Source organism: Desulfopila sp. IMCC35008 (assembly GCF_010646885.2).
Taxonomy (GTDB): Bacteria; Desulfobacterota; Desulfobulbia; order Desulfobulbales; family Desulfocapsaceae; genus Desulfopila.
In genome coordinates, this window is sequence record NZ_CP050700.1 from 3,205,011 (window position 1) to 3,218,132 (window position 13,122).

Genomic DNA, 13,122 nt, shown 5'->3' on the forward strand with positions numbered 1-13,122 from the left:
GAAGGCAAACCGGAGAACGGTTAATAAGCCGTTTCTCCTTCAAACAAGATGAAGGTGTCTCTGCAACACTTCTGTCAACAAAGGTGCAACCGAATACACACTTATAAGATCATCACTTTCCCGGCCCGGATAACTGTCAGAGCCAATCACCCGGGTTACCGGACTTTTTTGAAACTTCTCCATCGCCTCACCTGCCAGAACCAGGTGCGTTGCCAATACGACCACATCGACAGCCCCTGCGTGCAGGCAGCGCTCCGCTGTCTGCAGGATTGAACCGCCGGTGCGGATCATATCGTCGCAGATAACCGCGGTCTTGCCCCTCACCACGCTCGAAACCTGGCTGACAATCGTTTTATCTGTATCGTACCGGTCCTTATCAGCAGCTGTGTGCGGGCAATCGAGCAAGCTGGCCAGCCGGGCGACACGTTTGGAAAACCCGTAATCGGGTGACACCAATACAAAATCCGCCAACCCGAGACTGCTGATCTTGTCCACGACCAGGGTATCGGTCCAAACATGCTGGGTCCGAACCTCACCCGCATGGGCATGCATTATCGCTTCGGAATGAAGATCGACAAAGGCCACGAAATCAGGGCGGGACCTGAAAATCTGCCTGGCTCGGGTAATTCCTTTCGGAATCTCAAAAGAGAAGGGTTTGGCCCTCTCCATGGTGGAGTACCCGAGATAGGGGATAATAACGTTGATGGAGGCCGCATTCCAGAACCGGCCGCCCTGGATCAGGTCGAGCAGTTCCTGGAAAGAGTTCTCATTATGGGTCGCCCCGATAATTACCAGATCCTTTCCGGCAACAGCTTCCGGAAAAGCATGATAACACTCGCCATCGGCGAAGACCTTGGTCACCATCTCGCTAAAACCTATTCCGAGTTGGGCGGCAACTTTATATCCCAGCTTTCGGGATGCCCTGTTGGCCACGAGCATGAGCCCACTTGCAGCGGAATTCATCGTTGTACTGACCTCTTTTTACAGGGCCGCCACTATGGCATCACCCATGGCAGCAGTTGATACAGCCTTTGATTTATCCACAGCGATATCAGCGGTGCAGATATCCTTTTCCAGGGTCGCTTCAACCGCCCGTTCAATGGCATCGGCCGCTTCATCCAGCCCGAAGCTGTAACGCAGCATCATGGCAGCAGACAAAATTTCGGCGATTGGATTGGCAATTCCCTGTCCGGCTATATCTGGAGCAGATCCACCGGCCGGTTCGTAGAGCCCGAACTTATCAGCATTCAGCGAAGCCGAAGCAAGAAGCCCCATGGAACCGGTAAGCATTGCTGCCTCATCGGAAATTATATCACCAAACATGTTGCCGCATAAAAGAACGTCAAACTGATGGGGATCCCGAACAAGCTGCATGGTGGCATTATCAACATAGATGTGATTCAGCTCGACATCCGGATATTCCTTGTGAATCTCCATCACCACCTCACGCCACAGAACCATGGTGGTCAGCACATTTGCTTTGTCTACTGAGGTCACCTTGTTCTTTCTGATCCTGGCCGCCTCAAATGCCATCCTGGCAATGCGACTTATCTCACCACGGGTGTAAGCCATGGTATCATAAGCTCGTTCACCGTCGCCCTCTCCTTCCCTGCCTTTCGGGGTACCGAAATAGATATCGGAAGTGAGTTCACGCATACACAGTACATCAAAGCCCTCACCGACAATATCGGGGCGCAACGGACAGGCCGCAGTAAGGGATTTGAAAACCTTAGCCGGACGCAGGTTGCAGAACAGGTCGAAATGTTTACGCAGGGGCAACAGGGCAGCCCGTTCCGGCTGCTTCTCCGGAGGAAGACTTTCCCATTTCGGCCCGCCAACGGAACCAAAAAGGATGGCATCGCTGTTTTCACAGAGTTCGAGAGTCTCAGGCGGCAGCGCTTCGCCATGATTGTCAATAGCAATACCACCCACATCGGCATAAGTGTAGGAAAGCTCAAACGAAAATTTCTTCTGTGCTGCATCGAGCACTTTAATCGCCTCGGCCATCACTTCCGGACCAATACCATCACCTGCAAGAACCGCTATCTTCTTCATCGAACCTACCTCGTTACGCCCAGCCCGCACAACACACATGCACAATATTGCTGGATTTATCTTTTAATTTAACCCACTTGCAACTATACCAGCACAATACCGATTTAGCTACCACTATGGTCTTGATTTTCCTTGGTGAACAACACAAGTGCCCTTTCTGCACCGGAGTTGGGTAAATGGAAAATCCTCTTTTCACAACAATTGAAACCACCATTTTTTATATGCTCTGCAGCATTTTCCAATTCTTCCTGCCAGCGTGGGCCTTTCATACAGATTACACATGCACCGGACTGTGCAAAACGTGCCGTCATGTCAAGAAAGCCACTGATCTCTGTTACCGCCCGACTGGTTACATGGGTAACCCCCATGTCAGCAGGGAGTAGTGTGTCATCTTCAGCCCTGCATTCAAAAACGCCCACATCCCCGACGCCAACTGTCCGGATAATATGATTCAAAAAAGTAACCCTCTTTCGTCGCGGCTCGACCAGGGTGACATGCAACCCGGGCATAGCAGCTTTCAGTACCAGACCGGGAAAGCCCGCCCCGGTGCCGATATCCAGCAAGTGGTCGTCATCATGCAATAGTGGTAACAGGGTGAGGGAATCAAGAAAATGATTTTCTATGATTTCTTTATCAGCTGTCCCTTTTGCGATCAGGTTTACCCGGCGACTCCACTTTTTCAGCTCCACATAATATGTGTAGAGTCTCCCTATACCTGCACTATCCAGAGAAAGTTCCAGCCGGGAGAGTCCATCCGCTATGGTTGATGTAAATAAATCCTGTTTCAACGATACGACCTATTTCACCCGAACCGCCACAGAATTGGCGTGCGCCGTCAGCCCTTCAAGTTTTGCCAGTCTTTGAATATGCTCACTGTCCGCCTTGAGCGCAGCCTTAGAGTAGCTGATGATAGAACTCTTTTTCAGGAATGTCTCCACCCCGAGCGCCGATGCGAACCGGGCCGTGCCCATGGTCGGTAAGACGTGGTTGGGTCCGGCTATATAGTCTCCAGCAGCCTCCGGAGTATGGCCCCCCAGAAAAATAGCTCCGGCATGGCGGATAAACGGCACCTGGGCCCATGGATCCTCAATAATCAGCTCGAGATGCTCTATGGCAATGTCATTAGCAAGCTCAATGGCCTCTTCCAGCTCTTCAACGACGAGGATTACGCCCCTGTCACGCAGTGACTGCTCCGCAATTTCTTTTCGCCCAAGTGCAGTAAGTTGCTTTTGCAACTCTGCAGGTAATCCATCGGCCACCCGTTGCGAAGTGGTCACCACAACCGCCAAAGCCTGCGTGTCGTGTTCGGCCTGTGCCAGCATATCAGCCGCAACGCTCTCAACGCTGGCTGAATCATCCGTCACCACCAGCACCTCTGAGGGACCGGCTATCATATCGATCCGGACCATGCCGGAGACCAGCCTTTTGGCCTCGGTGACAAACTGGTTACCCGGCCCCACGATCACATCCACCTTGGGAATCTGCTCAGTACCGTAAGCAAGGGCCGCAATCCCCCAGGCAGACCCGGCCTTGAATACCTCGGTGATACCGATTTCCTGGGCTGCCACCAGAAGATGTGGACTGACGCCTCCATTTTCATCCGGCGGGGTGACCATAACCCGTCGTGGTACCCCGGCAATACCTGCCGGAATTCCGTTCATCAATACCGAGGAGACCAGAGGAGTGGATCCACCCTTCCCGCCAGGGACATAAAGGCCGGCACAATCGACAGGTCGCACCAAACGACCGACAATGGTACCATCCTCCCGTGTCTGCAGCCACGAATCCTCCATCTCCCGCTCATGAAAGGACTGGATGCGTTCGACAGCAAGAGCCAGGGAGGCAAGGAAGTCCTCATCCACCTGCTCATAAGCCATTTTAAGTTCATCCGTGGATACCTGAAGCTGATCCACGGTCAGGTTTGGCGAATCAAACTTGCGACTGAACTCAGCAACTGCCTCATCGCCATTCTCCTTCACCTGCTGTAAAATCTCTTCCACGGCGTGCTGGCAGGAGGTATCAGCATCCTGAAACCTGTTTAACAGATTTTCTATGATCTTTTCACCTTCCGACGAGGTATTCGATACGGGTTGTATAATCATGGTTCTTCTATTCAATTTCGGGACAGTCGTTCAACTCATCCCTTGATTTAAATGGACACGGTCTTGGTGGTGGGCAGATACTATACGCCATTTGAATCCAATAATAAAGGTTTACAGCGAATAGAAACCGCCCGAATATAGTCGCCCGACCCGAATTTACAAAGAAAAAACACAAAGGAAACAAATATATTCTTGTCGGCAAACCCTGAATTGTATATTCCGGTGTCCTCAACTTTCTTTTCCTGATAAGATGTTTATCTTTGAATTGATTTATTTCAGAAACAACCAGCATGCCCTGAAACACCCATTATATAAGGAAAGTATATGGATTTTGAACCGAAGTGGATAGCCTGGGAAATAACCAGAAGGTGCAACCTCAAATGCGTCCACTGCCGCTCCTCATCTGAAGAGGAAGTTAAGGGACATCCAGACTTCAGCTTTACAGAAGCAAAAGCGATTCTTGATGACATCGCATCCTACGCCAGCCCTGTTATCGTACTATCTGGCGGCGAACCTCTGCTTCGTAAGGATGTTTTCGATATCGCCCGCTACGGGACCGATCTCGGCTTCAGGATGTGCCTGGCCACCAACGGCACCCTGGTAACAGAGGACACCTGTCAAAGTATCAAGGCGGCCGACATTAAGATGGTATCGTTGAGCCTTGACGGAGCAAAAGCTGAAACACACGACGATTTTCGTAATGAAAAGGGGGCGTTCGCAGGGACCATGAACGCTATCGAGCTGTTTAACAAATATCAGATCCCGTTTCTTATAAACTCCTCTTTTACAGTCCGCAACAAAGATGAAATTCCTGAGATTTATAAATTGGTGAAAGGGCTGGGCGCTACCGCCTGGTATATGTTCATGATCGTCCCAACCGGCCGCGGTGAAGACATCATGGAAGAGCTGATCCCTGAAAACTTATATGACGAAATCCTTGAATGGCACTACCAGGTTGAGAAAGAGGAAAACGAATTATTGATGCGCCCGACCTGTGCGCCCCACTATTACCGGATTGTACGCCAGAAAGCCAAGGAAGAAGGTGAGAAGTTCGAACGACGCAACCTCAAGTTTTCCACTGGCGGCTCCAAGGGCTGCCTCGCCGGACAATTAATCTGTCTGATAGATGTGGACGGCGAGGTGCTTCCGTGCAGTTACTTCCCAAAATCCGCAGGGAATATTAAAACCACTCGGTTCAAAAAAATATGGGAAGAGTCTGAGCTTTTCCTCAACCTGAGGGATTTCAAGAGCTACAAGGGAAGCTGCGGTCAGTGTGAGTATGTGAATGTATGCGGTGGCTGCCGGGCCAGATCATACGCCATACATGGAGATTATCTTGCACAGGAACCGTTCTGCAGCTATACTCCGGCAAAGATGCTGAAAAACCCGTAAGGGTCCACAATTTCATCTAATATATAACTATGAACGATACCTTCTTGAAAGCCTGCCGAGGTGAAAAAACGGATTACACCCCCATCTGGATGATGCGCCAGGCCGGACGCTATCTGCCCGAATACCAGAAAGTGCGAGGCAACGTCACCTTCCTGGAACTGTGCAAATCGCCGGAGCTCTGTGTCGAGGTAACCCTGCAGCCTATTGATATACTCAATATGGACGCGGCCATCCTCTTCTCCGACATCCTGATCCTGATGGAAGCGATGGGAGCCCCACTCGACTTCCATGAAGGCAAAGGCCCCGTCTTTGCAAAAACCTATCGTGACCAGGAATCTATTGACAGCCTGGCCCTGCCGGACCCGGATGAAGAGACAGGTTTTGTCATGGAAACAATCCGGTTATTGAGGAAAGAGCTCAAGGTGCCCCTTATCGGTTTTGCCGGAGCGCCTTTTACTTGTCTCACCTACCTGGTGGAAGGCGGGAGCTCCAAGGTTTTCTGGGACACCAAGAAGATGATGTATACACAGCCCCATCTTTTCCACCTGTTAATGGAGAAGATCACTGCGGCAACAACCATCTACCTGCAGGCCCAGGCCAAAGCCGGAGCCCAGGCGTTGCAACTGTTTGACAGCTGGGCCGGTATACTCGCGCCCTGTGATTATGAAAAGTTTGTATTTCCCTATGTACAAAGAATCCTGGAAAGCCTGAGACTCTTTGAAATACCGCTTATTTATTTTGCCAATAACGGAGCTACCCTGCTCGAATATTCTGCCCGTTCCGGTGCCGATGTCGTCGGTCTCGACTGGAGGATTAACATCAGGGATGCAATCTATAAAGTTGGCAAAAAAGCGGTTCAGGGTAATATTGATCCGTTCGCCCTGCTGCTTCCAAAAGACGAACTAAAACAACGTATCGGAAAATTGCTTGATGATGCGCGTGATGCCCATGGTCACATTTTCAACCTGGGACACGGTATTCACCAGTTTACCCCACCCGAACAGGCAAAATATGCCGTCGAGTTCGTCCACGAACTGAGCGGCAGGTAGTTCCCTGCGGGCAGGGCGTCATCCTGCCCGCACTTCCCGTCATGAATACACCGATTCCCTCAATACACGACTGCCTGACTTACATGGAAGAATTTTCCATGTATGAGAATATCCGCAGGCACTCCTTCATGGTAGCCCGCGTGGCCGATATTATTCTTCAAGGACTCCATGCGGCATCATCAGCTCCTGCGCCCCCATCAAGATCTCTGGTTGTAGCCGGTGCCCTGATGCATGATATTGCCAAAACAAAATGCATCAGGGAAGGCTGCAAACATGCTGATATCGGCAGAGATATGTGCAGGGAACTAGGTTTCGAGACAATCGGGGAAATTGTCGCCAACCACGTTGTGCTGTCCGAATTCAACAGAAAAGCCTATAAAGAAGGTTATTTCAGTGCCATAGAACTCGTTTTTTATGCGGACAAGCGGGTAAAACATGACCAGGTCGTCCCACTACGTGAACGGCTCGAATACATCATCGATAAGTACAGCAACAACGAAGCAATCAGGGAAGACTATATTCGTAAAAACTTTGAACAGTGCCAGGAAGTCGAGCATTACCTCTTTACCAGGCTTGATTTTTCACCGGATGAGATCACGAGCTTCCTTCCAGATTCTCCTGCCGACCTTCTCCATTATCTTCCGGAAAGATGACCTCGTGCCACAGCGACAAGGTCACATTCACTCGTAATTACAGCATATAAAAACATTTCCAACTTAAACAAAATCATATTTTGTACTGCTGCTGATAATTCTATATAATCAAACAGGTGGTGTTCTACATCCTTGTATTGAGACGCCGTTACTATATATTTTTATTCCTTGTTTCCTCAACCCACTTATGCAAAAAGCAACGGTAAAAGCTGACATAAAAAAGAACAGACTCTACTTCACCATCGAAGGCCGTTTGACTAAAAAGAAACTGGACAGCCTGTACACCGATGTACGTTTCTGTGTTGCCGACCTGAAACCCGGTTTTGATGTCATCACTGACCTTACCAAATGCAGCTTATCCTCATTGAGCGGGTTGCCGACTTTCATGAAGATAGCGAATTACCTTATAACCAACGAGGTTGGGTATGTAGTAAGAGTTGTTGAAGACGGACACCTTATCTTTAGACAGATAATCAACTTTGCCGAAAAATTCCAAGGATATGAAACGATTACCGTCTCAACGCTCGAAGAGGCTGAGGAAACCCTGGAAAATGCAGTCCGCAGAGATGGTGTTCGACTCACCCTCAACCTGAAGCCTATAAGCTATAACTCTGAAACTACGAATGGTACAGCAACCCTGGCCGACATTTCGATCAGTGGCTGCGCAGTCCAGGATGCTTCCGCTCCCGTTTCCCTTGATGATGAACTCACTCTCAACCTGACGTTCGAAGAAGACAGTGACGAGATTACGACATTACCCGTCTCCTGCCGGGTTGTCCGGTCTGAAGAAGGATCTTTCGCCGTCCAGTACATCGATCTTGACGAGGAACAAAAGAAAAAATTATGGAATTGCATGGTAAGGATGACGGCAAAGGAGATTGAGTTATAAAGTGGACAATGATAAAACACCACCCAAGGCCAACAGATACACATGCGCAGAGTATCGTGAAGAAATGATACTTGCAGGACTGCAACGCGCCCTCAACAGGAAAGATCTCAGCCCAGAGGAAAGAAAGGAACTCGAGCAGCAGATAGCTGAACTTGAGAAAAAAATGGGACTTTGAGATGTAGCTATTTGCCCCTGCCCCCCCCTTTGCATGAACCATCATCACCTAACTATTCGTTTTTCAGGGTAAGTTTGGAGAAAACTCCTGTCACCCCTACCTGGAAAACGGACAGGAAGGCATGGAGTACGGCTCTCATATCCATTGAGTTACCTTCGCTTACTATCCAACTTCCGCAACCTCTATCTTTTCAGTTTCTTCCTCACCAGCTCGCAACCAGTCCTTGACCCGTTGTTCGCTGAGCACAGTTTCCATATACATCCTAGACGTTTCAGATACAGTCACGCCATAGGTTTGAAACCGGAAAACAACCGGGGCGAACATGCAATCCGCTATGGAAAACAAACCGAACAACCAGGGACCTTTTTCACTATACTTTTCCCGTAGGGCAGACCAGATATCATCGACGCGCGTTATATCTTTTTGCAGGTTTTCCGATATCAGTACCTGTCGTCCTTTCGCCCGGCAGTTCATCGGCATATCCTCACGTAAGGTGAAGAACCCGGAGTGCATCTCTGCACAGCATGAGCGGGCCTCAGCTCTCATTGAGACATCATCCGGCCACCCCTTGCCGTCAAGGTATTGTTCCGAGATATACTCAAGTATGGCAAGCGAATCCCAGACGACCACATCACCGTCATAAAGAACCGGGACTTTGCCCGCCTTGCTATACCGAAGTATTTCAGATTTGGTAACCTTGGTCCCGAGTGGTATACGAATTTCCTCAAACGCAATATTATGTACGGCTGGGAGCAGCCACGCCCTCAGGGACCAGGATGAATAATTTTTATTGCCGATAACCAGTTGCATAATCCTTTCCTCCTTAACGTTAATAGCCCGGATTTTTCATCAATTCATCAGGAATTTTTCAGAATTCGATGGGACACCATCCCCATTAAGAATATTCGCAAGCCGCACCGCTTCAGGAAGGCAAGAGGAAATGATTACTGAGCCCTATAAAACCTGTTATCGACTCCTGGTCATCAATGATGATGAAGTGCAGTAAAAAATGTCTTTTTTCTACACTTTCTTAATGGAGGTACCATCGGATGCCACACACACATAAATCCGCGGTTCATCACCCGTCCGTTTTTCATACTCAGTTGCAACTTCCTGCACAAATCCCTGTTCATCCCCTTTGGCAACAAGGGCAACTGCGCAACCGGCAAAACCAGCCCCTGTCATGCGGGCACCATAACAGGCAGGATGTTCCATGGCACACTCAACCATCATGTTCAGCGCCTCACCAGACACATCGAAATCATCCCGCAGACTGCAATGGCTCTGGTACATGAGCTCTCCAAGTTCCTTGCCGGCCCCCTTGCTCATAGCCAGCGTCGCCTGCTTAACCCGGACATTTTCCGAGATGATATGTCTTGCCCGCGCATACTCCAGGGTCGAGAGACGTCCTTTATATTCAGCCAGCAGTGGCTCATCTGCCTCGCGCAGAGTTGCGACGCCCATGACCGCTGCCGCATTGTCACACTGTTGCCGTCGTTCGTTGTAGGCCGAATCGATAAGCCCGCGCCTGGTAGTTGTATCGAGTATGACGATGGAACTGTTTTCCGGCAGCGGGCAGGGGTGAAGGCTCAGGTCAGCAAAATCGATCAAGATCGCATGACCTTGCTGACCGCAGGCACAGATCATCTGGTCCATCAACCCGCAATTCATGCCAACCCATTCGTTTTCCGCGCGCTGTGCCAGCCTGGCCATGTCAACGGGATCCCAGTTAAAGCCGGAACTATACGAAGCTGCTTTAAGGATCCCTACCTCCAGGGCCGCTGATGATGAAAGACTCGCCCCAACCGGGATATTACCGGTTATCACCATATCGAACCCCTTAAGCTGAAGACCTTTCTCCTGCAGCACCCAAATACATCCGGTGATATACTCACCCCAGGTGAATATGCCTTTTTCAAGGTGCGATAAGGAAAACTCAATACTCTCCTTGAAATCGGTAGTGACAATTCTCACCAGTTCATCCGGCCTCTTCGAAACCGCCATCATCAGGCAACGGTCTATGGCCATGGGCAGGACAAAGCCATTGTTGTAATCGGTATGTTCTCCAATGATATTGACCCTGCCGGGAGAGGTGACGATCTGTTCGGGTGGCGCGTCAAATTCACGAACGAATCTCTCGCATAATTGAAGCTCCATTACGTTTAAACTCTGCTGCATATATGAGTTACTCCTTTAACTGCTTGTAATGGATGAGAGATTGCGAACGAATCATCTCAGCAGCCTGCTCCGGCAGGATATCCCGCTGCGGACAGCCAAGCATCTCGTAACCGACCATGAATTTTTTGATATCGGCAGAGCGAAGCAAAGGAGGGTAATAGTGGGCATGCAGCTGCCAGTGATCGCTATCGCCATCTCCCATCGGTGCACCATGCCAGCCCATCGAATAAGGGAATGAAGTATTAAACAGGTTATCGTACCGAACAAGCAGTTCTTTCATGATCGCTGCCAGTCCATCCCGCTGGGCTGCATCAATCCCACTCATCCTCAAGGTATGCCGTCTGGGAACAAGCAGAGTCTCAAAAGGCCAGATCGCCCAATAGGGTACAAGACAGACCCACTGTTCGTTTACCGCCACGATCCGTTCGTCTTTCTCCAACTCCTTCTCTATATAGGTGAGCAGCAGATTGCGTCCATACTGTTGAAGATATTCTGCCTGGCACTTCTCTTCCTTGGCAGGTTCCTGGGGGATAAAATCACTGGCCCAGATCTGACCGTGGGGGTGCGGGTTGGAGCAACCCATTATTTCCCCCTTATTCTCAAAAACCTGTACCCATCGATACTTTTGCTCAAGCTCAGCGGTTTGTGATTTCCAAACCTCCACAACTTTCGTCAAGGCAAGATGATCCATCTCCGCAAGTGTCAGGTCGTGCCGCCTGGAAAAACAGATAACCCGGCACGTACCGTCTGACGATTCCGACTGGAACAATCCGTCCTCATCACACTTCCAGTATTTTGCACAGTCATTCAGCGCACTGAAATCATTATCAAACACATAAGTGTATGGATAGTCTGGGTTGACCTGCCCCTGCATCCTGGTATTGCCCGGACAGAGGTAACATCCCTCATCATGTTCCGGGCGCAACCGCACTGTGCCATCTTCCACCTTCCCCTGCCAGGGCCGTTGGGTTCTCTGGGGTGAAAGCAACAACCATTCGCCAGTCAGCGGATTACGCCTTCGATGGGGTTTTGCATCATGCTGCATGTTCATGTGGACTCCCTGACAATGAGCCGTGTCTTTCCGGCCGACACCACCGGTCTGCCTTTATCACAACCCATACCAATCTGTATAAGCAGCAGTTCTGCTGCACTTTTGCCGATATCGAACGAAACCTGATCCACCATCATCGGCGGCGGATCCAGCAATGAGGAAAGCGGATTATTTGAAAATCTGGCCCGGGCAAGATCCTCTCATACGAAGGACCAGCAAACGCCTGAGACTTCCAACGACACGATAGGCGAGACGGGTGTCGGGGATCTCCGTGTTTAAGCTGGTCGCCTACTCATCAAATCGCTGTATGGCAATAACTCCGTTTGTCCCACCAAACCCAAACGAATTGGAAATAGCCACCTTTATGGTCATCTCCCGCGCAGTATGCGGCACATAGTCAAGATCACACTCAGGGCTTGGATTATTGAGATTAATGGTCGGCGGGGCAACCTGATCCCTGACAGCAAGAGCGGTGAAGACAGACTCCACTCCGCCAGCACCTCCAAGGAGATGACCCGTCATTGATTTGGTCGAACTGATAGCAAGTTTTCCGGCTGCTTCACCGAATACTGTCTTGATGGCCATGGTCTCGCACCTGTCGTTTAAGGGGGTCGAGGTACCATGGGCATTGATATAATCGACCATACCCACCTCAATGCTGCCATCTGCCAAAGCGGCCTTCATCGCCTCAACAGCCCCTTCACCATTCTCAGGTGGAGCGGCGACGTGATAGGCATCACTGCTTAAACCATAACCAACTATTTCTGCGATAATGTTTGCGCCTCTGGCCCGGGCATGTTCATACTCTTCCATTACCAGCATACCGGCCCCCTCCGCCATTACAAAACCGTCCCGATCACGGTCAAAAGGCCGGGATGCCTGGGCAGGACTGTCATTTCGTCTGGACAAGGCTTTCATGGAGGTGAAACCACCCAACCCAAGCGGGCAGATAACCGCTTCCGTGCCCCCGGCGATAACCGCATCACACATACCATATTTCACATGCCGATAGGCCTCTCCGACCGCATTTGTGCCAGCCGCGCAGGCTGTGGTTATGGTCAGGTTCGGTCCCCTGGTGCCAATATCCATAGAAATATGGCCGGATGGCATATTGGGTATTGCCCGCGTGATAAAGAAGGGGGAAATTCGTTTGTACCCCTTGGCAAGTGCCATTTCATGCTGCTGGGCGATAGTCGGCAGACCGCCCATACCGCAACCGATAATGGCCCCAATCCGCAGGCTGTTCTCGTCCGTCATCTGCAAACCGCTCTCAGCAACCGCTTCACGAGCAGCGGCAATGCCAAATTGGACAAAAGGATCAAGAATCCTGGCCGCTTTTTTATCAAAATGCTCCTCGGTTACAAAATCCTTCACCTCGCCCGCAATGCGAACTGGAAACTCAGAAGCGTCAAAACCGTTTATGGTATCGATCCCGCTGACCCCGTCACAGATGTTTTTCCATGCTTTCGCAACCCCTGTACCCTGTGGAGTAACAAGCCCAAGTCCGGTTACTACTACCCGTCGTGCTGTCATACAATCACCGATTATTGGAAATGAATTAATTCATATAAAGGTTAA

General features: G+C 50.2%; 14 protein-coding genes. 5 read left to right on the top strand and 9 right to left on the bottom strand.

Annotated elements, in window-relative coordinates; translation table 11 throughout:
* Nucleotides 1-39: 39 nt before the first annotated feature.
* The 4 genes from GA520_RS13980 to hisD form a co-directional block, all read right to left on the bottom strand.
* On the bottom strand, nt 40-963 hold the full coding sequence (locus GA520_RS13980; protein ID WP_163338298.1) for a ribose-phosphate pyrophosphokinase: 924 nt from the start codon (nt 961-963) through the stop codon (nt 40-42).
* Nucleotides 964-981: 18 nt separating this feature from the next.
* Nucleotides 982-2,055, bottom strand: a complete 1,074-nt coding sequence (gene leuB, locus GA520_RS13985; RefSeq protein WP_163338297.1) for a 3-isopropylmalate dehydrogenase — start codon at nt 2,053-2,055, stop codon at nt 982-984.
* Nucleotides 2,056-2,159: 104 nt separating this feature from the next.
* The gene (gene rsmG, locus GA520_RS13990; protein ID WP_163338296.1) at nt 2,160-2,843 is read right to left on the bottom strand and encodes a 16S rRNA (guanine(527)-N(7))-methyltransferase RsmG; all 684 of its coding nucleotides are present in this window, start codon (nt 2,841-2,843) and stop codon (nt 2,160-2,162) included.
* A 9-nt stretch (nt 2,844-2,852) separates the two neighbouring features.
* Nucleotides 2,853-4,157 carry a histidinol dehydrogenase gene (gene hisD / locus GA520_RS13995; protein WP_163338295.1) on the bottom strand — a complete coding sequence of 435 codons (1,305 nt, stop codon included), beginning with the start codon at nt 4,155-4,157 and terminating at the stop codon, nt 2,853-2,855.
* 324 nt (nt 4,158-4,481) lie between these two features.
* On the opposite strand from hisD, the gene GA520_RS14000 reads away from it, so the two are divergent.
* From GA520_RS14000 to GA520_RS14020, 5 genes are all read left to right on the top strand, one after another.
* Nucleotides 4,482-5,549, top strand: coding sequence for a radical SAM/SPASM domain-containing protein (locus GA520_RS14000; RefSeq protein WP_163338294.1), 1,068 nt, complete (start codon nt 4,482-4,484; stop codon nt 5,547-5,549).
* A gap of 29 nt (nt 5,550-5,578) precedes the next feature.
* Nucleotides 5,579-6,598, top strand: a complete 1,020-nt coding sequence (hemE, locus tag GA520_RS14005; protein ID WP_163338293.1) for a uroporphyrinogen decarboxylase — start codon at nt 5,579-5,581, stop codon at nt 6,596-6,598.
* A gap of 98 nt (nt 6,599-6,696) precedes the next feature.
* On the top strand, nt 6,697-7,251 hold the full coding sequence (locus tag GA520_RS14010; protein WP_163338292.1) for an HD domain-containing protein: 555 nt from the start codon (nt 6,697-6,699) through the stop codon (nt 7,249-7,251).
* A gap of 187 nt (nt 7,252-7,438) precedes the next feature.
* Nucleotides 7,439-8,140 (top strand): PilZ domain-containing protein, encoded by a 702-nt coding sequence (locus tag GA520_RS14015; protein WP_163338291.1) that lies wholly within the window; start codon nt 7,439-7,441, stop codon nt 8,138-8,140.
* A 1-nt stretch (nt 8,141) separates the two neighbouring features.
* On the top strand, nt 8,142-8,315 hold the full coding sequence (locus tag GA520_RS14020) for a hypothetical protein (protein ID WP_205749287.1): 174 nt from the start codon (nt 8,142-8,144) through the stop codon (nt 8,313-8,315).
* Between the two features lie 162 nt (nt 8,316-8,477).
* On the opposite strand, the gene GA520_RS14025 is transcribed toward GA520_RS14020, so the two are convergent.
* The 5 genes from GA520_RS14025 to fabF all read right to left on the bottom strand — a co-directional run bounded on the left by GA520_RS14025 (nt 8,478) and on the right by fabF (nt 13,077).
* Entirely contained in the window at nt 8,478-9,125 is a 648-nt protein-coding gene (locus GA520_RS14025) for a glutathione S-transferase family protein (protein ID WP_163338290.1), read from the bottom strand.
* Between the two features lie 210 nt (nt 9,126-9,335).
* Nucleotides 9,336-10,493 carry a galactokinase gene (gene galK, locus GA520_RS14030; protein WP_205749279.1) on the bottom strand — a complete coding sequence of 386 codons (1,158 nt, stop codon included), beginning with the start codon at nt 10,491-10,493 and terminating at the stop codon, nt 9,336-9,338.
* 7 nt (nt 10,494-10,500) lie between these two features.
* On the bottom strand, nt 10,501-11,544 hold the full coding sequence (locus GA520_RS14035; RefSeq protein WP_163338289.1) for a UDP-glucose--hexose-1-phosphate uridylyltransferase: 1,044 nt from the start codon (nt 11,542-11,544) through the stop codon (nt 10,501-10,503).
* On the bottom strand, nt 11,541-11,681 hold the full coding sequence (locus tag GA520_RS14040) for a hypothetical protein (protein WP_163338288.1): 141 nt from the start codon (nt 11,679-11,681) through the stop codon (nt 11,541-11,543). The genes GA520_RS14035 and GA520_RS14040 overlap by 4 nt, the downstream gene beginning before the upstream one ends.
* A 151-nt stretch (nt 11,682-11,832) precedes the next feature.
* Nucleotides 11,833-13,077, bottom strand: a complete 1,245-nt coding sequence (gene fabF / locus GA520_RS14045; protein ID WP_163338287.1) for a beta-ketoacyl-ACP synthase II — start codon at nt 13,075-13,077, stop codon at nt 11,833-11,835.
* Nucleotides 13,078-13,122 lie beyond the last annotated feature (45 nt).